Annotated in this window: 18 protein-coding genes; 13 read left to right on the top strand and 5 right to left on the bottom strand. The window is 60.0% G+C overall.

The window, feature by feature from the left end; genetic code table 11:
- Positions 1-24: 24 nt before the first annotated feature.
- Complete coding sequence (locus tag P3T20_RS33420; RefSeq protein ID WP_074268615.1) at positions 25-1,212, bottom strand: NAD(P)/FAD-dependent oxidoreductase; 1,188 nt, start codon at positions 1,210-1,212, stop codon at positions 25-27.
- Between the two features lie 189 nt (positions 1,213-1,401).
- Here P3T20_RS33420 and P3T20_RS33415 point away from each other — a divergent pair, with 189 nt between their 5' ends.
- Positions 1,402-2,367: a LysR family transcriptional regulator gene (locus tag P3T20_RS33415; protein WP_429289103.1), complete on the top strand. Its 966-nt coding sequence runs from the start codon at positions 1,402-1,404 to the stop codon at positions 2,365-2,367.
- Positions 2,368-2,643: 276 nt separating this feature from the next.
- Here the strand turns inward: P3T20_RS33415 and P3T20_RS33410 are convergent, their stop codons facing one another.
- On the bottom strand, positions 2,644-3,246 hold the full coding sequence (locus P3T20_RS33410) for a helix-turn-helix domain-containing protein (protein ID WP_074268613.1): 603 nt from the start codon (positions 3,244-3,246) through the stop codon (positions 2,644-2,646).
- Positions 3,247-3,470: 224 nt separating this feature from the next.
- Between P3T20_RS33410 and glnT the strand changes: the two genes are divergently transcribed.
- The 9 genes from glnT (at position 3,471) to P3T20_RS33365 (ending at position 13,459) form a co-directional block, all read left to right on the top strand.
- The gene (gene glnT, locus P3T20_RS33405; RefSeq protein ID WP_429289102.1) at positions 3,471-4,859 is read left to right on the top strand and encodes a type III glutamate--ammonia ligase; all 1,389 of its coding nucleotides are present in this window, start codon (positions 3,471-3,473) and stop codon (positions 4,857-4,859) included.
- A gap of 11 nt (positions 4,860-4,870) precedes the next feature.
- Positions 4,871-5,779 (top strand): class II glutamine amidotransferase, encoded by a 909-nt coding sequence (locus P3T20_RS33400; RefSeq protein WP_429289101.1) that lies wholly within the window; start codon positions 4,871-4,873, stop codon positions 5,777-5,779.
- The gene (locus P3T20_RS33395; RefSeq protein WP_429289100.1) at positions 5,767-6,456 is read left to right on the top strand and encodes a protein glxC; all 690 of its coding nucleotides are present in this window, start codon (positions 5,767-5,769) and stop codon (positions 6,454-6,456) included. The genes P3T20_RS33400 and P3T20_RS33395 overlap by 13 nt, the downstream gene beginning before the upstream one ends.
- 25 nt (positions 6,457-6,481) lie before the next feature.
- Positions 6,482-7,843: an FMN-binding glutamate synthase family protein gene (locus P3T20_RS33390; RefSeq protein WP_429289099.1), complete on the top strand. Its 1,362-nt coding sequence runs from the start codon at positions 6,482-6,484 to the stop codon at positions 7,841-7,843.
- Between the two features lie 81 nt (positions 7,844-7,924).
- Positions 7,925-9,361, top strand: coding sequence for an APC family permease (locus P3T20_RS33385; protein WP_074268609.1), 1,437 nt, complete (start codon positions 7,925-7,927; stop codon positions 9,359-9,361).
- Positions 9,362-11,179, top strand: coding sequence for a bifunctional protein-serine/threonine kinase/phosphatase (locus P3T20_RS33380; protein ID WP_429289098.1), 1,818 nt, complete (start codon positions 9,362-9,364; stop codon positions 11,177-11,179).
- A gap of 156 nt (positions 11,180-11,335) precedes the next feature.
- The gene (locus tag P3T20_RS33375; RefSeq protein WP_074268608.1) at positions 11,336-11,701 is read left to right on the top strand and encodes a VOC family protein; all 366 of its coding nucleotides are present in this window, start codon (positions 11,336-11,338) and stop codon (positions 11,699-11,701) included.
- Between the two features lie 121 nt (positions 11,702-11,822).
- The gene (locus P3T20_RS33370) at positions 11,823-12,194 is read left to right on the top strand and encodes a YciI family protein (protein ID WP_429289097.1); all 372 of its coding nucleotides are present in this window, start codon (positions 11,823-11,825) and stop codon (positions 12,192-12,194) included.
- Positions 12,191-13,459: an RNA polymerase sigma factor gene (locus P3T20_RS33365; protein ID WP_429289096.1), complete on the top strand. Its 1,269-nt coding sequence runs from the start codon at positions 12,191-12,193 to the stop codon at positions 13,457-13,459. The genes P3T20_RS33370 and P3T20_RS33365 overlap by 4 nt, the downstream gene beginning before the upstream one ends.
- 79 nt (positions 13,460-13,538) lie before the next feature.
- Here P3T20_RS33365 and P3T20_RS33360 read toward each other — a convergent pair whose 3' ends face one another.
- Both P3T20_RS33360 and P3T20_RS33355 read right to left on the bottom strand, forming a co-directional pair.
- Positions 13,539-14,300 carry a hypothetical protein gene (locus P3T20_RS33360; RefSeq protein ID WP_429289095.1) on the bottom strand — a complete coding sequence of 254 codons (762 nt, stop codon included), beginning with the start codon at positions 14,298-14,300 and terminating at the stop codon, positions 13,539-13,541.
- Positions 14,297-14,587 (bottom strand): hypothetical protein, encoded by a 291-nt coding sequence (locus P3T20_RS33355; RefSeq protein WP_429289094.1) that lies wholly within the window; start codon positions 14,585-14,587, stop codon positions 14,297-14,299. Before P3T20_RS33355 ends, P3T20_RS33360 begins: the two co-directional genes overlap by 4 nt.
- 1,439 nt (positions 14,588-16,026) lie before the next feature.
- Here P3T20_RS33355 and P3T20_RS33350 point away from each other — a divergent pair.
- Entirely contained in the window at positions 16,027-17,577 is a 1,551-nt protein-coding gene (locus tag P3T20_RS33350; RefSeq protein WP_429289093.1) for a hypothetical protein, read from the top strand.
- A 216-nt stretch (positions 17,578-17,793) separates the two neighbouring features.
- On the opposite strand, the gene P3T20_RS33345 is transcribed toward P3T20_RS33350, so the two are convergent.
- Complete coding sequence (locus P3T20_RS33345; protein ID WP_429289092.1) at positions 17,794-18,285, bottom strand: Lrp/AsnC family transcriptional regulator; 492 nt, start codon at positions 18,283-18,285, stop codon at positions 17,794-17,796.
- 160 nt (positions 18,286-18,445) lie between these two features.
- Between P3T20_RS33345 and glmS the strand changes: the two genes are divergently transcribed.
- Positions 18,446-20,275, top strand: a complete 1,830-nt coding sequence (gene glmS, locus P3T20_RS33340) for a glutamine--fructose-6-phosphate transaminase (isomerizing) (protein WP_429289091.1) — start codon at positions 18,446-18,448, stop codon at positions 20,273-20,275.
- 281 nt (positions 20,276-20,556) lie between these two features.
- A complete protein-coding gene (accD, locus tag P3T20_RS33335) occupies positions 20,557-21,429 on the top strand; it encodes an acetyl-CoA carboxylase, carboxyltransferase subunit beta (RefSeq protein ID WP_429289090.1) in 873 nt (290 codons plus the stop codon).
- The last annotated feature ends 52 nt before the right edge of the window (positions 21,430-21,481 follow it).

Below are 21,481 nucleotides of genomic sequence, written 5' to 3'. Positions count from 1 at the left end.
GCCCGCGTCCGTTATATTTTCTGATCAGGAGACCGCGCCGGAGCCGTACTTGCCCACCAGTAGCGCGCCGCTGGCGAAGCGGTCGAGAGCGTAGGGTGCGAGAGAGACGTCGGTGGGCTGACCGAGCGCATGCTGGGCGAGAATTTTGCCGATGCCTGGCGAGAGCTTGAAGCCGTGCCCGGAGAAGCCGAAGCCGACCACCAGCCCCTCGATATCGGCGACCTTGCCCAACACCGGATTCCAGTCGGGCGTCACGTCGTAGACGCCAGTCCACGACGAAGCGAGCCCCGCCGCTTCATAAGCGGGAAAGCGCTCGGCGACCTGAGCGCCGACTTCAGCGACATAGTCGAGCGAGATCTGCCCTTGTTCCGTCTCCGGCGAGTTTAGTGTTTCGCCGACCACCCCTTCGGACACGAGCATCTGGCTGCCGCCATAGCTGCGGTAATAGAGCATGCCGGTCGAGCCCAGGTCCTTGAACGCCGGCATCGTGAACGAGTATGCGGCACCCTCGCATTCGAGGGCGAGCACCGTGTGGCGCTCCGGCTTGACCGGTAACGGCATGCCGATCCAGGCGGCAAGCTCCGGTGTCCAGATGTTCTGCGTGCTGATGAGCGTGCCGCAACTGAAACTGCCTGCACTTGTCTCGACACCGGTGATCCGGCGTCCTTCGCGGACGAGCCCTGTCACCATGACGCCTTCCATGATCTTGACGCCGCGCCGGCGCGCCGAACGGGCAAAGCCGGTGGCGACCAGATAGGCGTCGGCAAAGCCCGCTTCCGGTTCGAAGCCGATCAGCGCGGCGTCGTCGAAGCTCGCAATCGGCAGGCGCTCGTGCGCCTCGCCCTTGTCGAGTAGCTGCACTTCGATGTCCATGTCCTGCTGCGCGGCGAGCGAGGCGCGCAACGGGTCGAGCTTGTCGCCCTCGGGCGCGCAGATCAGATAGCCGCATTTGACGAGGCCGCAGGACGCCTCGTCGTCGCCGACGTATTCGGCGAAATTGTTGAATGCCCACCACGACGAACGCGCAAGTTCCACGTTCTGGCGTACCGAATAGTGCGTGCGCAGCAGCCCGGACGACTGGGAGGTGGTGCCCGCGCCGATCGTGCCCCGCTCGATGACGAGCACGCTCTGCGCCCCGAGTGCCGCAAGATGATGGGCAACCGACGCGCCAATGACGCCAGCGCCGATCACGATGAAATCGTAGTGGCTCATGTGGATATCTGAATGGGCAATAAGGCGAATTCTAGGAAAACGCTGGCCGCGCCAATTTTGTATCAGGCAAACTTATGATGAGCTAATGCAATTGCTCATCCTGTCCTGAACAGCGGCCTGCGAAGATCGGCACCATGTTCTCGTGCCGTGCAGGGCCATCGTCAGTCACCCATGCGAGCGGAACAGGCCATGACACGAACCCCGCCCCCGATCGATCTGCGCGCGCTGCAGGCCTTTGTCGCCGTGTGCGAGAGCGGCTCCATGACGGGCGCCGCGAAGCAGCTCGGTGTGAGCCAGAGCGCCGTCAGCCAGGCGATTGCCGCGTTGGAGCGCGACCAGGGCCTGACGCTGTTCGACCGCGAGAGCCGGCCGCCGCGGCCGAACGTGGCGGGGCGCGCGCTGCTCGAACTGGCGGATCCCTTGCTCGAACATGCGAAGATGGTCGCCGCCCGCATCGGCGATGCGTCGCACACGGGAAAGATGCCGGTGCGGCTCGGATGTGTCGATTCGTTCGCGGCGACCGTCGGCCCGGAGTTGATCCGCGCAGTGTCGAATTCGGAGCGGCAGATTTCGATGTGGTCCGGCCTGACACCGGGCCTCAGCAAGCAGCTGCACGACCGCGAACTGGATATCACGATCTGCACGCAGACCATGCTGAGCGATGCACGGATCGTCGAAGTGCCACTGTTTTCCGAGGCGTTCGTGGTGGTGGTGGCGCGCAGCTATCTGAGTGCACACCGCAACATCGACTGGCGCACGCTGGCGCAGGAAATGCCGTTGATCCGCTACACGGCGCGCTCGGTGATCGGCCAGCAGATCGAGCGTTTCGCCCGGCATCTAGGTATCAACAGTCCACGACGTTACGAGTTCGACGCCACCGATCCGCTGCTGAGTCTGGTGGCGGCACGCGTGGGTTTCGCGATTTCGACGCCCTTGTGTTTGTGGCAGGCCCGTCACTACCTGGACGATATCGCGGTGATGCCGTTGCCGCCTGGCCGCCTCGGTCGGCGCGATTTCTTTTTGCTGCACCGCCAGGGCGAGTGGGATCAGTTCGCGGGCGAGATCGTGATGCTGACCCGCGGCGTGCTGGATAACGCGATCCAGCCTTCATTGGCGCGTGCGCTGCCCGATCTTCCCGAGGACGCGTTGCGCTGAGGCCGGGGGCAATGCGAAGGCGGAGGCAAAAGCCCGCTTTGTATAAGCATTGCTTTTGCTGCAGCTTAACCGCATACCTCGTTCTTGTGCAAAGTCGCACCAGCCGCAATAAAGACGTGCACCGCAGACGAGCCAGCGAGCGTTTCGGCCTGAACGCCGACAAGGTCCAATTGCGCCCGAGGCGTTTATTCAAGGGAACTTTTGATTCACCCAGATAAACATGGCACAAACGTTGCATTGGTTTGCGCATCGGTCATGGCCGAACGCGGCGCGAGATCAGTCGGCGCTCGATTGCGGGTACACGAAGATCGACAGGAATTGGATAGGCGTCTTGATCAGACGCTCAGGACCGTGGGGTATTTCGCCCTGAAAAGTCAGGGTGTCACCGGGATGAAGGATGTAGGTTTGCTGGCCGTGGCGGTATTCGATCACGCCCTTGAGCATGTGGATGAATTCGGTGCCCGGATGTTCGAAGACCGGAAAGCGCTCGGCTTCATCCTCCATCGTGATCAGGAAAGGTTCGAAGAGTTTGCGCGGCCCCTGGTCGTAAGCGAGCAGGTGATAGGTGTGACCGCGTTTGGTGCCTTTGCGGACCACCTCCATGCCGGCGCCTTTTTTGACGAGCTGCGCACCGCCTTGCGGCACGTCGAAATTGCGGAACAACATGGAGAGCGAAACACCGAGTGCCTGGGCGATGCGGTTGAGCACCTCGAGACCGGCAGAGGTCTGTGCGTTCTCGATCTTCGAGAGCATGCCGCGGCTGATACCGGCCTGCGCGGAGACCTGGGCGATCGTCAGGCCGTGGCGCTGGCGTAGCTCGCGAATGGTGATACCCAGGTAGCGCTCAAGCGGCGTTTTGTTCTCTTCACCGGTTTGCATGTGGGCCTCATGAAAAGGGAAAGGGTAGCAGATTGCAGCGCCTGGCCGTGCCCGGAGAGTTTCACTGCGGGAATCATAGTTGCTCACCAATAAAGTTGCTGTTTGCCTGAAGACAGGTTTGAAGCGCGTCGCAACCGGCGTTCGAAAGCGCGTCGCATAGCCTGGTCACATGCGTGGCGTGTGGCTTTTCCAATCGACGAACAATGTTGTTGCAAGGAGTGGCGATGAACCTGAACGATGCGACCACGCTGCCGGTCAACGAACTCGGGTGCGTGCCCCGGTTCGGCTCGGCGGACGAGGCGCAAGCTTATTTGACGCAGCGGGGCGTGAAGTACGTGCTGGCGCAGTTTGTCGATATTCACGGCGTGGCCAAGGCGAAGTCGGTGCCGGTCAGTCATCTGAAGAGCGTGTTGACCGCGGGCGCCGGGTTCGCGGGGTTTGCGATCTGGGGCGTCGGCATCGAGCCGAACGGTCCGGACTATATGGCCGTCGGCGACCTCGCGACGCTCACGCCGGTGCCGTGGCAGCCGGGTCTGGCACGGATCGTCTGCGACGGTCACGTAAATGGCGAAGCGTGGCAATACGATTCGCGCGTGACGCTGAAGAAGGCGGTTGCGCGGATGACCGAGCGCAACTGGACTCTCTTCACCGGTCTGGAGCCGGAATTTTCGCTGCTGCGCCGTTCGGCATCCGGCACGCTGGAGCCGTGCGATCCGAGCGATACGCTCGCCAAGCCGTGCTACGACTATAAGGGTCTCTCGCGCACGCGGGTCTTCCTGGAACAGCTCACCGAATCGATGCGCGCAGTAGGCATCGACGTCTATCAGATCGATCACGAAGACGCCAACGGGCAGTTCGAAATCAACTACACGTACACCGATTGCCTGACGTCCTGCGATCACTACGTGTTCTTCAAGATGGCGGCCTCCGAGATCGCCAATGAACTCGGCATGATCTGCTCGTTCATGCCGAAGCCGTTCGCGAACCTTCCGGGCAACGGCATGCATATGCATATGTCGATCGGCGACGGCGAGCGCAACCTGTTCGCCGATCCGGCGGACAAGCTCGGCATGGGACTTTCGTCGCTCGGCTACCAGTTCACCGCGGGCCTGCTCGCGCACGCACCGGCGCTGACCGCGCTGTGTAATCCAACGGTGAACTCGTACAAGCGCCTCGTGGTGGGCCGCTCGTTGACGGGCGCCACGTGGGCGCCGGCCTATATCAGCTACGGAAACAACAACCGCTCGACGATGGTGCGCATGCCTGGCGAGCGTATCGAACTGCGGCTGCCCGACGGCTCGTGCAATCCCTATCTCGCGACCACGGCGGTCATCGCGGCAGGGCTCGACGGCATCGACCGCGGCATGTCGGCGGGAGAGCCGGCTAACGAGAACCTCTACGGGTGGTCGCCCGCGCAGCTCTCGGAACACGGCATCGGCGTACTGCCGCAAAACCTCGAGCAGGCGCTCGACGCACTGGAGTCCGACCGCGTGATCTGCGATGCGCTCGGCCCCGTCGCCGACGAATTTCTCAAGCTCAAAAGAATGGAGTGGCTCGAATACATGCGCCACGTGTCGGACTGGGAACTGAAGACCTACCTCGAATTCTTTTAAGGAGAACCAGGATGTGCGGAATTGTAGGCTTGCTGGTGAAGACGCCTGCACTGCGCGAGCGGCTGGGCGAACTGATGGTGCCGATGCTGATCGGTATGACCGAGCGCGGACCGGACTCGGCGGGCCTTGCAGTGTTCGGCAAGCCGGTCGACGCGAGCCAGCGCAAGCTGAGCCTCTACGCGGGCTTTACGAAAGAGGGCTCGGACTTCGCGTGGCAGCCGCTGGTGGAAGCGCTGAACGTGGCGATGGACGTCACCGCGCGCGTCGATGTGAAAGGCAATCACGCCGTGCTGACGGTGCAAGGCGATATCGAGGGCGTGAAGACGTGGCTGCGCGAACAGTATCCGAAGCTTTATCTGCTCTCGAGCGGCCGTTCAATCGATCTGTACAAGGATATCGGCTCTCCATCGCAAGTGGCAGGGCGTTATGACTTTGCGAACCTGACGGGCACGCATCTGGTCGGCCACACACGCATGGCGACCGAATCCGCCGTAACGCCCGACCGCGCCCATCCGTTCACGGCTGGCGACGACTTCTGTCTGGTTCACAACGGCTCGCTGTCGAACGCGCATGGCGTGCGCCGCAAGCTCGAACCGCAAGGCATTCACTTCGATACCGACAACGACACCGAAGCCGCCTGCCGCTTTCTCGAGTGGCGGCTGCGCGAAGGCGACACGTTGCCGGCCGCGCTGCAGAAGGGCTTCGAAGAACTCGATGGCTTCTACACATTCCTGATGGGCACCTCCACCGAACTCGCGCTGATTCGCGATCCGTTTGCGTGCAAGCCGGCGGTGGTCGCGGAAAACGACGACTACGTCGCGATCGCCTCCGAGTTCCGTTCGCTCGCGCATCTGCCGGATATCAAGAACGCGAGGGTCTTCGAACCTGCACCCGAGGAGATGTACGTATGGAAAGCCTGACTTTCGATCTGGAGCGCACGACGGTTCGTGAGTTGAACCAGTTCCTGCACAAACCGGCGAGCGAACTGGAAGGCCAGGCGGTGACCGTCGTCGCGCCGAACGGCGCGCATAACCTCGCGGTCGGGGTGGATGCGCCGGTGCGCGTGACGATCGCCGGTCACGCCGGCTATTACGCGGGCGGCATGAACAAACACGCGACGATCGAGATCGACGGCAGCGCAGGCACCGGCGTCGCCGAAAACATGATGAGCGGCAAGGTGCACGTGAAGGGTTTCGCGTCGAACGGCGCAGGGGCTTCGGCGCATGGCGGGCTGCTGGTGATCGACGGCGATGCGGGCCTGCGCTGCGGCATTTCGCTCAAGGGCGGCGACATCGTGGTGGGTGGATCGGTCGGCAGCTTTTCTGCATTCATGGCTCAGGCCGGACGCATGGTGATCTGCGGCGATGCGGGCGACGCGCTCGGCGACTCACTTTACGAAGCGGTGCTGTATGTGCGCGGCGAAGTGAAATCGCTCGGCGCGGACGCGCAATACGAACCGATGACGCAAGCCGATCTCGACACCGTACGCGCATTGCTCGCCGCCGCCGGCATGGACCACGACCCGGCCTCGTTCAAACGGATCGCCTCCGCTCGCACGCTCTATCACTGGAACGCCGACGCGAACCAGGAATATTGAACACACGTTCTCGACGAAGGTCCCCATGGAAGCCAAACCTGTTCACTTTGCCCGCTTGCAGCAGGAAGAGTCGCAAGGCTACGACCGCAAGACTATCGACTATATCCACTCCGCGGCGCAGCGCGGTCTCTATGAAATTCGCGGTCTAGGCGCGAAACGCCACGTGCCGCATTTCGACGATCTGCTGTTTCTCGGTGCGTCCCTGTCGCGCTATCCGCTCGAAGGGTATCGCGAGAAGTGTGCGACGCAGACCGTGCTCGGTACGCGCTTCGCCAAAAAGCCGGTTGTGCTCGATATTCCGATCACGATTGCCGGCATGAGCTTTGGCGCGCTTTCCGCGAACGTGAAAGAAGCGCTCGGCCAGGCCGCGACCGCGATGGGCACTTCGACCACCACCGGCGACGGCGGCATGACGCAGGAAGAGCGCCGCTCGTCGAAGACGCTTGTCTATCAATGCCTGCCGTCGCGTTATGGCTTCAACCCGGACGACGTGCGCCGTGCCGACGCGATCGAAATCGTCATCGGTCAGGGCGCTAAACCGGGCGGCGGCGGCATGCTGCTCGGGCAGAAGGTGAACCCGCGCGTCGCTTCGATGCGTACGTTGCCGGCCGGCGTCGACCAGCGTTCGGCGAGCCGTCATCCGGACTGGACCGGCCCAGACGATCTGACGATCAAGATTCAGGAACTGCGCGAAATCACCGATTGGGAAAAGCCGATCTACGTGAAGGTCGGCGCAACCCGCACGTTCAACGACGTCAAGCTCGCGGTGCATGCGGGCGCGGACGTGGTCGTGATCGACGGGATGCAGGGCGGTACGGCGGCGACGCAGACGTGTTTCATCGAGAACGTCGGCATTCCGACGCTGGCGGCGGTTCGCCAGGCGGTGGATGCGCTCGAAGATCTGAATATGAAAGGCCAGGTACAACTGATCGTCTCGGGCGGCATCCGCACCGGCGCCGATGTGGCAAAGGCGCTCGCGCTCGGCGCGGACGCGGTGGCGATCGGGCAGGGCATGCTGATGGCGCTCGGTTGCAACAGCGACACGTACTTTCAGAACGGCGCGCTGCATTCGGCAGCGGCGGACTACGGGGCGTTGAACACGTCGCCGGGGTTCTGCCATCACTGCCACACGGGCAAGTGTCCGGTCGGCGTGACCACTCAGGATGCGGTGCTCGAACAGCGTGTGCAGCCGGAGGAAGGCTCGCGCCGGGTGCGTAACTATCTGAAGACGCTGAACATGGAACTGACGACGATCGCGCGTGCATGCGGCAAGCAGAACGTGCATCACCTGGAACCCGAGGATCTCGTCGCGCTGACCGTCGAAGCTGCGGCGATGGCGCGCATTCCGCTCGCGGGGACGTCGTGGATTCCCGGCTGGAACAAATGAATTGAGTTGTTTCGAGATTTTTGACTGTGCAAAAGTTGTAGCGCATTCAGCTTTGATTTACCCATCCATCAGGAGCACTACATGAGCACTCCGCAAAGCACTACGCAAGCAGCACCAGCACCTTCCGGAGGTCTCCGCGCGGGCACGTTGGGTTTTCCCGAGGTCATCGGCCAATCCATCGCAAATCTTTCTCCAACTTTCACGCCGTCGATCAATGTGACCGCAATCGCGGCGCTGGCCGGCGCGGGAACGTGGCTGATTTACGGTCTGTCGACGATCGGGCTGCTGCTGGTGAGCATGAGCATCATCGCGCTTTCGAGCCGGATCGCGTCGGCTGGTTCGTTCTTTATCTATATTTCGCGTGCGCTTGGGCCGATGGCGGGTGGCATTGCCGGCTGGGGGTTGATCGCGGCTTACGTGGGTACTGCGATGGGGGTGGGCGCGGCAGGCGTGGTGTTCGTGCAGAACGCTTTTTCGGCCTGGAACATCGCCGTCCCGTCGTGGGCGATCTACACGATCTTTATCGGGCTGGCCTGGTTCTTCTCGGCGCGTGACGTGAAGCTTTCGTCGCGCCTGTCGCTGGCGATCGAAGGCGCTTCGGTAGTGATTGTGGGCGGTGTGCTGATCTATGTGCTCGCACTGCACCCGGACCATATCGTCGACCATGCGCAACTCGGGCTGCAGGGTGTAAGCGGTAAGGGTATGGCACAGGGTATGGTGCTCGGCATCTTCTCGTACGTGGGTTTCGAGAGCGCCGCTTCGCTCGGCCAGGAAACGAGGAACCCACTGCGCGTCATTCCGCGTGCGGTGATCTGGTGCGTGATCCTGTCGGGCCTGTTCTTCATGTTCGTGGCCTATTCGATGACGATCGCCTATCACGACGACGTGGCCAAGCTCGGCGGCGATTCGGCCGTGCTCAGCACCTTGCTCACGAGCGTCGGCGCTTCGCCGCTCGGCCCGGTGTTCTATCTGATTGCCTCGATCAGCGCGTTCTCATGCGTGCTTGCGTGCATCAACTCGTCGAGCCGCCTGCTGTATTCGATGGGCCGTTATCAGTTCGTGCACCGCTCGATGGGCATGGTGCACCGCACGCACCAGACCCCGTACCTGGCCGTTGCATTTTCTTCGATCGTGACCCTGGTGGTATGCATCGCGATGCTCGGCACGGGTCCGCTCAACACGTTCGGCTATACGAGCACGTTTGCGACCTTCGGCTTCCTGGTCGTGTATTTCCTTGTCGCAATCTCGGCACCGGTTTATCTGAAGAAGCAGGGTGAGCTCAAGTCTATCAACGTGCTGTGGGGCGTGCTCGGCGCACTGGCGATGATCGGCGCGGTGATCGGCAGCGTGTATCCGGTGCCCGATTATCCGTATAACATCCTTCCTTATCTGTTCGTTGCGTATATGCTGGTTGGCGCAGTCTGGTTGATGATGCTCAAGAAGCGCTCGCCGCAAGTGCTCGCGAAGATCGAGCACGATCTGGAAGTAAGCGACGTGATGACCCATGGCAAAAAGTAAATGAATGCACCCTTCTCCACGGATAGTTTGCCCGCGCCGAGCACGGGCCGGTTGACAGACGATCCGGAGGGAAGGCCTGCCAGCCGTCGCGGCATGGACGGCCAGGAAATCGACATTCAGTTGCGGCCGGAGCGCGGCGAGTGCGCCGCCATCGAAATCGGCTGTGTTTCTTGCCCTGCCCGCGGACGCGGGCAGGATCACATCAACGAGGACTACGTCGGCGTGATGCTTGGCGATCTGGCGGCGCGCGTGGCGCGTGGCAGTGTGATCGCCCTGGCCGACGGCGTGAGCGGCAGCAAGGGTGGCCGGGTGGCGGCCGAACTCTCGGTGCGGACCTTTATCGACGCCTACTACGGGCTCCCCGACACATTGCAGCCGGGCGTAGCCGCTGCGCGCGCGCTCGAGGCAATCCACGGCTGGCTGCATCAGATCGGCCGCGTCGATCCCGAACTGAAGCAGATGTCCGCTTCCTTTGCCGCGCTGATCGTGCGTCGCGCTACCGCGTATCTGGTGGCGGCCGGCGACGTGCGGCTTTATCTGCTGCGCGATGGTCAACTGACCCAGCTTGGCGACGATGATGTGGTGCCGGTCGCCTTCGGTTCCTATGTGATGCATGCGGTCGGCATGCTGCCGGCGCTGGTCACGCGCGTCGAAACTCTGGAGTTGCGCGAAGGCGACCGCCTGCTGATGTGCTCCGACGGGCTCTATCGCCGCGTGCCGATGCGCGAGTTGCAGACGGTGCTGGCGGCGCGCGGCGGTGCACTCGATACTGCACGCCGGCTTGGCGCTTTGGCGGTGACGCGAGGCTCGCATGACGACGTGACGAGCGCGGTGCTCGATGTGGGTGGCCTGCCTACGCTCGATGTCGGTTACCTTGAGCGCGTGCTTGGCGCTTTGCCGATTCCGGCCGTGCCGGATGCCGGCGAGGTGGTCGATGGATATCTGCTCACGAGCGTGTTGAACGATGGCTTCTACTCGAGGATTTTCGCCGGCTACGATCTGGCCGATCCGAACACGCCGCTGGCGCTGAAGTTTCCCAAGCCGCGCGTTGGGGAGGACGAGAACGTGCGCCAGTCGATCGTGCGCGAGCGCTGGCTGGCGGGCAAGATTGACGACGACGGTGTGCTCGCGCCGATGCCGGTGGACGCCGACCGGCAAACCCGGCTCTATGTAGTGATGCCGCTTGGCGCAGGCATCACGCTCGAAAAAATGCTGGCGGCGCCTCAGCCCATGGCGCTGACGCGTGCGCTTGGGATCGCGCAGAAGCTGGGCCATTCAATCGACGCGCTGAACCGCCGCAATATTTTCCATCGCGATATCAAGCCCGAGAACGTGCTGGTGATGCGGGGCGATAGCACGCGCCTGCTCGATCTTGGCTTCGGTTATATGCCGGGCATGCAACTGCCGGGCCCCGACACCGCTCCGGGCTCGCCTGCCTATATGGCGCCCGAGTTGATGAAGGGCGCGCAGGGCGATGCACGCTCCGAAGTGTTCGCGTATGGCGTGACGCTGTACCGGCTATTCAGCGGCGGCAAGCTGCCGTATGGGTTCAATGGCCGGGTGCCGCTCTATCAGTACCGGGTCGACGCGCCGCAGTGGCTCGACCTGGTGCTCGAGAAAGCGCTACAGCCCGATCCGGCCCGAAGGTATCAGGACGTGCTCGAAGTCTGCGCCGATCTCGAACGTTTTTCGAGCGGTCGGGACGCCTTGGCGCCGGTTCGGCGCAAGCCTTTGCTCGAGAGCGATCCGGTGCTGTTCTGGCAGGTGATCGTGGTGGTGTTGATGGCGCTATTGTTGTGGTCGTTGATGCGGCATTGAGGGGCGGGCACGGTAGGGGCGTTGCGTCGGCACGTACCTCGTGCGACGGTGACGTATCAGAGCAGGGTTTCGTGAACCTGTAGCTGTGTGGCAACATCACGGTGATCTCTCAATCACGTCAGGCCTCGCGCGGGCCCACACACGCCAGGAGAACTCATGTTCGATCACGTCAAATTCGGAGTCAGCGATTATGCAGCGAGCAAATCGTTCTTCCTCAAGGCGCTCGAACCGCTCGGCGTAGCGGTTATCTCAGAGGGAGAGCCGACGTACGGTGTCGAGCTTAGCCCGCCGGGTAAAGCTTCATTGTGCCTGTACCAGACCACGGAGAAGCCGGCGCATCTTCACCTTGCGTTTACGGCCGAAAATCGCCAGCAAGTCGACGCCTTTTATCGCGCGGCTCTGGAGGCGGGCGGCAAAGACAATGGTGCGCCCGGCCTGCGCCCGCGCTACCACGCGAACTACTATGCAGCTTTTGTCATTGCTCCGGACGGGCACAATGTCGAAGTGGTTTGTCATCGCTGATCGAACAGACGCCCGTCAGCGATTTTTTCGATGCCACGTGTCCGTCAGCATGCGGCCCGCGCGTCATTGTAGTGGCGGCCCGATGTAATTCAGCCGCCTCAACCCCATGACGGAGGCTCATATGCAATACCTGTTGATGATTTACGCAGAAGAAATCGGTTGGAACCAGATGACCGACAGCGAGCGGCAGCAAGGCGTCGCCGCGTATCAGGCCTACACCGAATCGTTGAAAAAGGCGGGGGCGCTGGTGGGCGCCAACCGGCTGCAACACACGAACGTGGCGACCACGGTGCGGCTCGTCGACGGCAAGCCGCAGGTGCTCGACGGTCCGTATTCCGATTCGAAGGAGCAGCTCGGCGGCTACTACCTGATCGACGTGCCCAACTTGGATGCGGCGATCACGTGGGCGTCACGCTGCCCAGCCGCGGCGTACGGCGTCATGGAAGTGCGCCCGGTCTGGACTGCACCCTACGACGCGCGATCGGCTGCATGAGTCCGTCCGGCTGCGGCCGTGACGCTGGCGGCGCCGCGCGTTCGATTGCCGAGGCGGTCGCCCGCCGCAGTTACGGCAAACTTGTCGCGCTGCTGGCGATGCGCACGCGCGACGTCGCCGCAGCCGAGGACGCGCTGGCCGACGCGTTTGCCGCCGCGCTGGCCGAGTGGCCGGAACGCGGCTGCCCTGCGAATCCCGAAGCGTGGCTGATGACGGTCGCGCGCCGCCGGGCGATCGACGGCGCGCGTCATCGCCGCGTCGGCGACGAAGTGACAAACCAGCTCACCATCCTCGCCGACGAGATCGACGAGCGTGAGTCAGGCGCGTTGCCCGACCGCCGACTGGCGCTGCTGTTCGCGTGCACGCACCCTGCGCTCGAGGCCGCGATTCACACGCCGCTGATGCTGCAGGTGGTGCTGGGACTCGAAGCGAAAACCATCGCGTCGGCGTTCCTGATGTCGCCCGCCGCAATGAGCAAGCGCCTCGTGCGGGCGAAGAACAAGATCCGCGAAGCGGGCATTCCGTTCAGCGTGCCCGAGCGCGAGGAGTTGCCCGAGCGGCTCGCTGCGGTGCTGGAGGCGGTCTATGCGGTGTATGCGGAAGGGTGGACCGACCCGGCCGGCGGCGATATAGGGAGGCGCGATCTCACCGGCGAGGCGCTGTTTCTTGCGCAACTGCTCGTCGAACTGCTCCCCGAGGAGCCAGAGACGATGGGGTTGCTCGCGCTGATGCTGTATGCGCAGGCGCGTTGTGACGCACGACGCGATGCAGCCGGCGAGTATGTGCCGCTGTCGGCTCAGGATCCGGCGACATGGAACGAGCCGATGATCGATGCAGCAAACGCACTGCTACGGCGCGCGAGTGCTCTCAACGCAATCGGACGCTTTCAGCTGGAGGCCGCATTGCAGTCGGCGCACGTGTACCGCTGCCGCACGAATCTCCCGAACTGGGATGAGATCGTGCAACTCTATGATGCGCTGCTCGCGATTGCAGGCTCGCCGGTGGTCGCGGTGAACCGCGCGATCGCGCTGGCGGAACGGGACGGCCCGCAGGCGGCGCTCGACGCGCTCGAGCCGTATGCGGACGATCCGCGGCTGTCAGCCTACCAGCCGTACTGGGCCGCGCGTGCCGATCTGCTTGCGCGTGCCGGCGCGAGGGCTGAAGCGCTCAATGCGTACGATCTCGCGATCGGACTCGAACGCGATCCGGCCGTGCGCCGGTTCCTGCAGCGCAGGCGCATCGAGCTGTCGTTGGCGAGAAGTTAGATTGGCGGGTTGCGTTTGCCACGCGAGCTCTACTATCCCCTTGGGCGGCAGCTACCAGCGGGACCGAGTCGCAGCCGTGTCACGAATTCAGCGAGATCTTCCGCAACCTTCGGCGTTCAAGGCCGTTGCGCAATTGGCCTGCGGCGAACGCGCTGACGATCAGAGACAAATAGAAGGCCACGAGATCGTGACGCCAGACATCCAGGGTGAGCCGATGCGCAATCAGTATCGGATCGGGGGCCGCGAGTACGACGCTCTTCGCCTCGACAGCCCGCATCATCCGGATAAAGCCTGCCGCGGATAGCAACGGCAATAGGGCGACCAAAGCCAACAGTGCAGGCTTCATGCGGCGCGCCCACGGGAGGTGACGCAATCGAAACCATAGTCCGAGACATCCGTGTATCCATCCAGGCGCGAGCAGCGCAAGCTGCAAACCCTGCGTACCACTCGTTAGCAGGACGATCACCACGCGCTCATAGTCAGGCTCGAAGCCATAGAGGGAGGACGCGAGCCGGGTCGTCACTGCATGGCGGATAAGCAGCAACGGCAGGCTGAGTCCGGCCCACAGGCGGACCCACTCAGCGATCGGTAGCGTCCAGTGACGGCGCCCGTATATCGTGCGCACGGCAAGCGCAAAATGGAGCGTAGCCGCACCATACAACGCGATCGTTCCAGGTGTGCTGCGCCAGAGCCGTAGCGCTAAAACAAGGCCGCGTCCAGCAAGTTCGAGTGACCAGATCCCGAGCGCGTGATTGATCAGATGGAGAAAGAGATAGATCAGCAACACCACGCCAGACCCAAGTTGCAACCGACGCAGGACGGTTTGCATCTGCACCGTCATGGCAGCATCCGGCGAACGTTGTGCGACGCGCGACGAGCAAGCGCCGCCCGGCCGCCAGATTTTCGCGCACCTCCAATAAAGTTGCGGCGTAACCGTCCAGACAGATCGGCCGCTGGGGACTGCAGCGGCGCAGATTCGCACTGGCTCGCTGCGTCCTGACGTACTGCTTCGGCGAATCGCTGTAATGCGGATACCGAACCGCATACGCTCTGGTATTCCTCGCGGCCGATTCTGCCGTCGAGGATGACGGTAAATCCCGATGCATGGGCCATGTCGACGACGTTCATTTGATCACCCGTTGTGAGTCTGTCTTACCTGCAAGACCGTGAGGATGCGTCGGTTATTCCCTGATTTGAGCGGATGCATTTGAGCGAGGTCGAACGCGCGTGATGCCGGCGGGTCGCGGCGAAGGAGGGACAATTGACTCCGTGTCGCGAATTTTTGACGATGCGCCCAAGGGATTCATCCATCGCAGGAGTGCACGAAATGCTTGTCTATATTTTCGTGGACCCGGTCGGTGTTCGACGTTACGGCAGACGCCACGGGGGTGAATCTGCCAGCAAGGGTCGCGCCTTGGGCTTCATGTAATTCCGTGGAACTGAACCTGGACAAACGGAACTTGGGTGTTGGCCCGGGAGAGTGTCTGGACGACATCGAGAAGCATGGGTTCCACATCACCGATGCTCACGTTCGGATTGCGGGCCAGGTAGTTTGATGCCGTCTTGCGCATATGGACTCTCTGGATGGGATACCCAGCAGACTGAAAGAACGCGTTCACTCTGGGACAATATCGATGGGCCGTAAGGGCCGAACTGGGCTGGTCGTCATTGGACTTGGTTCGACCAGTTTCGGTCCTTCGATACTATTGCGAAGATTGTCGACAATCGACGTGCGAGCGTCGGAATTTCCACCCGGAGGCCTACTTTTGGCATACATGAATTTGCCAAAACGATCCCCACCGCCCAAACGCGTTCGTGCTCGTGCAAGGGCGCGGACGAGCACCCCCGCACGAGTGTCTTTTTGAATTCTGACAGAGCGGCCTCCATCAGACTCATATTGAGATCTCTTCAGCGTTTCGCTGCTTTGCCGGATTTCGTGCACGTTCGTCACCGCGGCCAAATATCAATTCAGAACCGGCCCTTGCAATTTCGTAGCGCCACGTTCGTCTATTGAGTGTATAAACCCGTAAACATACGACTCGAATTCCGGTGAGGGTCGACGAAAATGGCGGACGGACACCTCTATATCGTTGTCGCACGCGGCGGCCTTGGCGGCGCGGCACCCGGTCGCTCGTTGGCGATTCAGGGAGCTCGCCCTCTCATCGTGGAACTTGAGGCGATCTTCGAGAGTCGTGTACACGGCGTGGGAATGTACCTACCGGGCGTTGCGGAAGCACGTAGATTGAGTGCTGACGGCCTGTTGTGCGACAGTGGGGCACATAACGTTCGCGATTGGAATCGTTACTTCGGGCCGGTACCGCGAGATTGCCGTGACCTCGTCGAAACAACAGCGGCTTGCAGTAGCTCTCTCAATTTCCGTCATCCTCTCATGCAACGCACGCTGCTCGACGCGGCTGAAACCACAGGCGTAGTGGTACGCCGCGGCACAACTTTCATTGGCGTCGAGCAGGGGAATTCATCAGTCTTGCGATTGAGTTTGGGGATACGACGAAGCTTTGCCACGAGATAGCTAACTTTGAATGCTCGTCCCATAACCGGGAGTCGATATGAGCAGCCACCAGAAGTCGGAGAATTGCAGTCTCTTCCGCCACGCTCGTGTGCGCCGGGACCTTGAGAGTTGCGATATATTGATTGCAGAAGCCCTAGAGGACCATGTCGAACTCGATGCAGAAGCTCTCGCGACTATTAGAAAAGCGAGCGCTTTGCTTACGCAACGAAAATGGACCAGCGAAATAGAGGTGGCATTCTATACCGCGCGAGATTCCATTCGCAGGGCTGTTTTCTATCCCACCGCGCGCGTGCGCCGAGATCTCAAGCATAGTGACGAGTTGATTTCGCACGCGTCGTTGGCCGGTGTTAATCTGGCAGAGAGTGACGTCGAAGCGGTATCTCAAGCACGGCTGGCTCAAAGTAAAAAAAATTGGACCGCGAACGTGGAGGCCTTGTTTTATGCTGCACTCAGTCGAATAGCTTATTCCGTGTTCCCAGTTGAGGCGGCGACGGCTGGGCCTAATGCGCATCGGGGTGCCCGAAAAGCAATAAGAATGTATTCCTACTTCACCATTCCGCTAACTCTTGTAGTCATTGCGCTGTCCTGTTTGCTGTACATCGCAAATCAGCTTTCTCAAGACGTCACAAGACTTGTAGCCGCGAACGATATTGAAGCCATGCGCTTACATAACGAACTTGAGAGCCACGCCACCAGCATTATTGAAGCAAAGCAAAAGGGTGAGCGCGATCTTCGAGAATTAGTTGACTCACCGACACCAATCGACAGTGTGGCTGCGCTAGATGTTAAGCAAAGGAATGATAATGAATTGCGAATGATTAGTAATTCTCCCACTGCGTTGCAAATAAAAGATACTCTTCAGCAGTTCGCCATCAATAATCGTGAGCTTTTTAGTGACGTTCGGCGAACCGATGGGATTGGTTCACGTTTACATATTCCGGTTAATAACCCATATTACAATCAAGCGGAATGTGATAAAAAGAATTCAGGGCTGGATCCCGTGACCAAAGTTTCGGGTGCCGGTGCAATGTCTCAGACGAACTGGCTTTGTGATAATGAAAGAATCAGACAAAATCTTGAGATAACGGTTCCGATGTTAGAGGCAGATCATGTGTTCGGTGAAAAGGATGGAAAGAAGAACATGTTACTTAATCCGGAAGACGACGTTGACGAGGGTTTTCAGAAAATAGCTGCCTATCAAGACATTCGCGCAATGGCGGTGTACGGTCGCGACATCATCCTTTCTCTTGTTGGAATTGTTACTGGATTTGTGCTGCCGGTCTTATATTCTTGGCTAGGGGCCTGTGCATCCATACTAAGAAGAATAAACAATGAATGCTCTTCGAATACCTTTCATCCGGAAAATTCAACCGTTTCGAATAGAGCTCATGTTACGTGCGCGATAATCGTAGGAATTGCAATCGGATTATTGAGCGATTTAATCGAGGGGGGGAAGAGTTTTTCCCCTTTGGCCATAGCGTTCGTTGCTGGGTACGCCTCAAATAAGTTCTTTTATTTCATCGATCGTTTGGTGGACTCTCTGTTTCCGATACATGTTGCAGAGAAAAGGTTGGCTCAAGAAAAATAAGTGACCAGTCTCTCCGCCTATAATCAAAGTTATTAATGACGGCAGAAATTTGTATATCAATGGTTCATTTGTTTTTCAAGGGTATGGCGAACGGTCCGCTCGAACAGCGGGGTAACTCGGATGGCTGTTAGCGAAAATCTGGACTGACGGCTCTGGGTCGAGCACGGAAGTTCAGAGTCGAAGCGGGGAGCCCGAAACCTGCTGCCGGTCTCACCGCTACGCCAGCTTGCCTGCAGCCAGGCGAACGCGTGCATTCGCCTCGAACTTGGCGCGGCGAGTAGAAAAAAATGTGCGCACGTTGCGGATGTTTGCCGAACTCCTGAATAGCTGTCGCGCCAGTTCGTCATATTCGGGCATGTCCACCACTTCGGCTACGATCACGAAGTCTGGACCAGGTGACACGCGATAGCATTGAGTCACCGCGTCTTCGGCGCAAATGTACGACTCAAATGCTTCGAGATCCTCTGTAGTTTGCCGATCAAGGCTTACCTCGACGATCGCGATCAACGTCGAGCCCAGCTTTGTGTGATCGAGGATTGCAATCTGACGCTGGATGACTCCGGCCTCTTTGAGTCCGCGCACTCTGCGTAGACAAGTAGGCGGCGACGCATGCACGCGCGCAGCCAGCTCGAGGTTTGAAAGCGACGCATCCTCTTGTAGGACGCCCAGAATCCGCAGATCCAACTCATCCAGATAAATACCCGCCATCTGATCTCCACACCTCGTTTCGGCTGAAATTAAATTTCACACGGACAATTCGATACTGTCAAATTTCATCTGTTTATTAATTATGCAATTAAATTTCACATATGCCACTCTACCATCGCTTCACTCGTTCGCATGAAGAACAACCCTACGGAGAAGCATCATGTGTGGAATTGTCGGTGCCGTCGCGCAAAGGAACATCCTGCCCAACCTGGTCGATGGACTCAAACGCCTGGAATATCGCGGGTATGACTCGTGTGGCGTCGCGCTTTACCATGATCGGCAACTTGTGCGCTCTCGCAGCGTTGAGCGCGTTGCGAACCTGCAGGATGAAATAACCCGGCTGGGCATGTCTGGCTACACCGGCATTGCCCATACCCGTTGGGCGACGCATGGCAAGCCCGTTACCGAAAACGCTCATCCGCACTTCTCGCCAGGCGCAACCGCGCCGCGAATTGCGCTCTCGCACAACGGCATTATTGAAAACCATGAGGAGTTGCGCGCCACGCTCGAGGCACGCGGATACGTATTCGCCAGCCAGACTGACAGCGAGGTCATCGCGCATCTGATCGATCATCTGTACAACGGAGATCTCTTCGATGCCGTGAAAGAGGCGGTCGGGCAATTGAGGGGGAGCTACGCAATTGCCGTCATTTGCCGCGACGAACCGCATCGCCTGGTCGGTGCGCGCGATGGGATGCCGCTTGTCATCGGTGTCGGCGAAGGCGAGAATTTCCTCGCCTCCGACGCAATCGCACTATCGAACGTCACCGATCGAATTGCTTACCTGGAAGACGGCGATGTAGTTGATGTCCAGCTCCATCGCTACTGGATCGTCGATACGGAAAAACGTCGCGTAGAGCGCAACGTGCATACGGTGGCAGCGCATAGTGGTGCGGCCGACCTTGGTCTCTACCGCTATTACATGCAGAAGGAGATTTTCGAGCAGCCACGTGCCGTTGCCGATACGCTTCAAGACGTCACGTCGATCATGCCCGAGTTGTTCGGCGATAACGCATGGCGCGTGCTGAACGCAGTGGATTCAGTGCTGCTCCTCGCATGCGGCGGCAGTTTCCACGCAGCGCTAACGGCCAAATACTGGATTGAAAGTCTGGCACAACTGCCTGTGAGCGTCGAGATTGCCAGTGAATACCGCTATCGCGATAGCGTGCCGAACGCGAACACGTTGGTGGTCGCCGTTTCGCAGAGCGGTGAAACTGCAGACGTGCTGGGCGCGGTGCAACTTGCGAAACGGCAGGGCATGCATCACACGCTCGCAATATGCAACGTCCCCACCAGTTCACTTGCGCGCGAATGTGTGTTGACTTTCTTTACCCGCGCCGGCATCGAAATTGGTGTGGCTTCCACGAAGGCATTTACAACCCAGCTCGTCGCATTGTTTTTGCTCGCGCTGACGCTTGCGCAAAGCCGAAATCGTCTGTCTGAACAAGACGAGCAGCACCATCTGCGCGCACTCCGGCACCTGCCCGACGCCATGACCAAGGTGCTCGCGATGGAGCCACAGATCATTGCCTGGGCGGAACAACTGACACGTAGACAAGACATTCTGTTCCTCGGACGTGGCATGCACTATCCCGTTGCGATGGAGGGCGCCTTGAAGATGAAGGAAATCTCATACATCCACGCTGAAGCGTATGCCGCGGGCGAATTGAAACACGGTCCGCTTGCGCTGGTTAGCGACGAATTGCCGGTGGTCGCCGTTGCGCCCAATGATCGTCTGCTCGAGAAGCTCAAGTCGAATATGCATGAGGTAAGCGCACGCAACGGGAAACTCTATGTTTTTGCCGACATCGACTGCAGAATAACGCCTGCGCCGGATATCGAAGTCGTTCGTCTCACCGAATACTACGGTTTGCTCTCGCCAATCCTGCACACGATTCCAATGCAACTGCTCGCATTCCACGCAGCGCTAGCGCGAGGGACCGACATCGACAAGCCGCGGAATCTCGCCAAGTCGGTAACTGTCGAATAGCGATGTTTACTCCGAGACCCCTTGACAGTACGATGAGTGGCGTTTAGGGAATGCGGGCCGCCGATAACCATAAGGCAGCGACCGGCCAATATCTGACGTTCGCCATGCCCTCCCAAATCGACAACAATCCGGCGATCCCAATCGCTGATGAGCTATGAAATCACACGCCGTAGTATGCTGGTTTGGATAGCTCAATTGGCGCGTAAGCGCCCTGACGAGAGCAAATACAGCCTCATTTTCCCGATCACTTACGCAACGGACATGCGATTACCGGAGAAAGTATGAACTGGCTCGACAAGCTATTGCCACCACAGATCAAACAGTCCGTCCCGAAGCGCCGCAAGGCTATTCCGGAAGGCCTGTGGCTTAAGTGCCCGGCATGCGAAGCAGTGCTCTATCGCAGTGATTTCGAAGCAAATCTTCATGTCTGTCCGAAATGCGCTCATCACATGCCCATCGGCGCTCGCAAACGCCTTGACCACTTTCTCGACGTGGAAGGGCGCTATGAGATTGGCCGAGAAATACTGCCGATCGACCCGCTGAAGTTCAGGGACAGCCGCACGTACCCCGATCGCTTGAGCAATGCAATGGAAGAAACCGGCGAGACAGATGCCCTGGTGGTTATGGGCGGCACCGTCCACTCCGTTCCCGTCGTGGTGGCATGCTTCGATTTCGCATTTATGGCCGGTTCAATGGGCTCGGCCGTCGGCGAGCGTTTTGTTCGCGGCGTAAGAAATGCGCTTGAGCAGCGCACGCCTTTTATTTGCATTGCCGCCTCTGGCGGCGCACGGATGCAGGAAAGCGTGTATTCGTTGATGCAGATGGCCAAGACGACGGCCATCTTGACGCGATTGGCCGAGGCCGGGCTTCCTTTCGTATCCATACTCACCGATCCGACAACCGGCGGCGTGTCGGCAAGCTTTGCGTTCCTGGGCGACGTGGTGATCGCAGAACCAAAGGCATTGATTGCGTTCACCGGTGCCCGCGTAATCGAACAGTTGGTACATGAGAAGTTACCTGAGGGCTATCAACGCCCAGAGTTTTTGATAACGCGAGGTGCAATCGATATGATTGTGGATCGGCGGCAGATGCGGGAGGAAGTTGCCAGGCTGTTGGCGCTGCTTACGCTGCAGTCGGCCGAAGCAGTTGTTTAGCCACAAGATGAATGCAAGCAAGCCTGAAGGACTGATTCAGTCCGGTTCCATA

This window comes from Paraburkholderia sp. GAS206C (assembly GCF_050435645.1).
GTDB lineage: Bacteria > Pseudomonadota > Gammaproteobacteria > Burkholderiales > Burkholderiaceae > Paraburkholderia > Paraburkholderia phenazinium_B.
Note: the sequence above shows the minus strand (reverse complement) of the source record. Positions and strands in the feature narration are given on the sequence as shown.

Bases quoted from the DNA above. Each gene is read 5' to 3' on its own strand.
- glmS (WP_429289091.1), top strand. From the start codon at position 18,446: ATGTGTGGAATTGTCGGTGCCGTCGCGCAAAGGAACATCCTGCCCAAC.
- P3T20_RS33415 (WP_429289103.1), top strand. From the start codon at position 1,402: ATGACACGAACCCCGCCCCCGATCGATCTGCGCGCGCTGCAGGCCTTT.
- accD (WP_429289090.1), top strand. From the start codon at position 20,557: ATGAACTGGCTCGACAAGCTATTGCCACCACAGATCAAACAGTCCGTC.
- P3T20_RS33345 (WP_429289092.1), bottom strand. From the start codon at position 18,285: ATGGCGGGTATTTATCTGGATGAGTTGGATCTGCGGATTCTGGGCGTC.
- P3T20_RS33370 (WP_429289097.1), top strand. From the start codon at position 11,823: ATGCAATACCTGTTGATGATTTACGCAGAAGAAATCGGTTGGAACCAG.
- P3T20_RS33355 (WP_429289094.1), bottom strand. From the start codon at position 14,587: ATGAACGTCGTCGACATGGCCCATGCATCGGGATTTACCGTCATCCTC.
- P3T20_RS33420 (WP_074268615.1), bottom strand. From the start codon at position 1,212: ATGAGCCACTACGATTTCATCGTGATCGGCGCTGGCGTCATTGGCGCG.
- P3T20_RS33380 (WP_429289098.1), top strand. From the start codon at position 9,362: ATGAATGCACCCTTCTCCACGGATAGTTTGCCCGCGCCGAGCACGGGC.
- P3T20_RS33400 (WP_429289101.1), top strand. From the start codon at position 4,871: ATGTGCGGAATTGTAGGCTTGCTGGTGAAGACGCCTGCACTGCGCGAG.
- P3T20_RS33390 (WP_429289099.1), top strand. From the start codon at position 6,482: ATGGAAGCCAAACCTGTTCACTTTGCCCGCTTGCAGCAGGAAGAGTCG.
- P3T20_RS33385 (WP_074268609.1), top strand. From the start codon at position 7,925: ATGAGCACTCCGCAAAGCACTACGCAAGCAGCACCAGCACCTTCCGGA.
- P3T20_RS33365 (WP_429289096.1), top strand. From the start codon at position 12,191: ATGAGTCCGTCCGGCTGCGGCCGTGACGCTGGCGGCGCCGCGCGTTCG.
- P3T20_RS33395 (WP_429289100.1), top strand. From the start codon at position 5,767: ATGGAAAGCCTGACTTTCGATCTGGAGCGCACGACGGTTCGTGAGTTG.
- glnT (WP_429289102.1), top strand. From the start codon at position 3,471: ATGAACCTGAACGATGCGACCACGCTGCCGGTCAACGAACTCGGGTGC.
- P3T20_RS33375 (WP_074268608.1), top strand. From the start codon at position 11,336: ATGTTCGATCACGTCAAATTCGGAGTCAGCGATTATGCAGCGAGCAAA.
- P3T20_RS33360 (WP_429289095.1), bottom strand. From the start codon at position 14,300: ATGACGGTGCAGATGCAAACCGTCCTGCGTCGGTTGCAACTTGGGTCT.
- P3T20_RS33410 (WP_074268613.1), bottom strand. From the start codon at position 3,246: ATGCAAACCGGTGAAGAGAACAAAACGCCGCTTGAGCGCTACCTGGGT.
- P3T20_RS33350 (WP_429289093.1), top strand. From the start codon at position 16,027: ATGAGCAGCCACCAGAAGTCGGAGAATTGCAGTCTCTTCCGCCACGCT.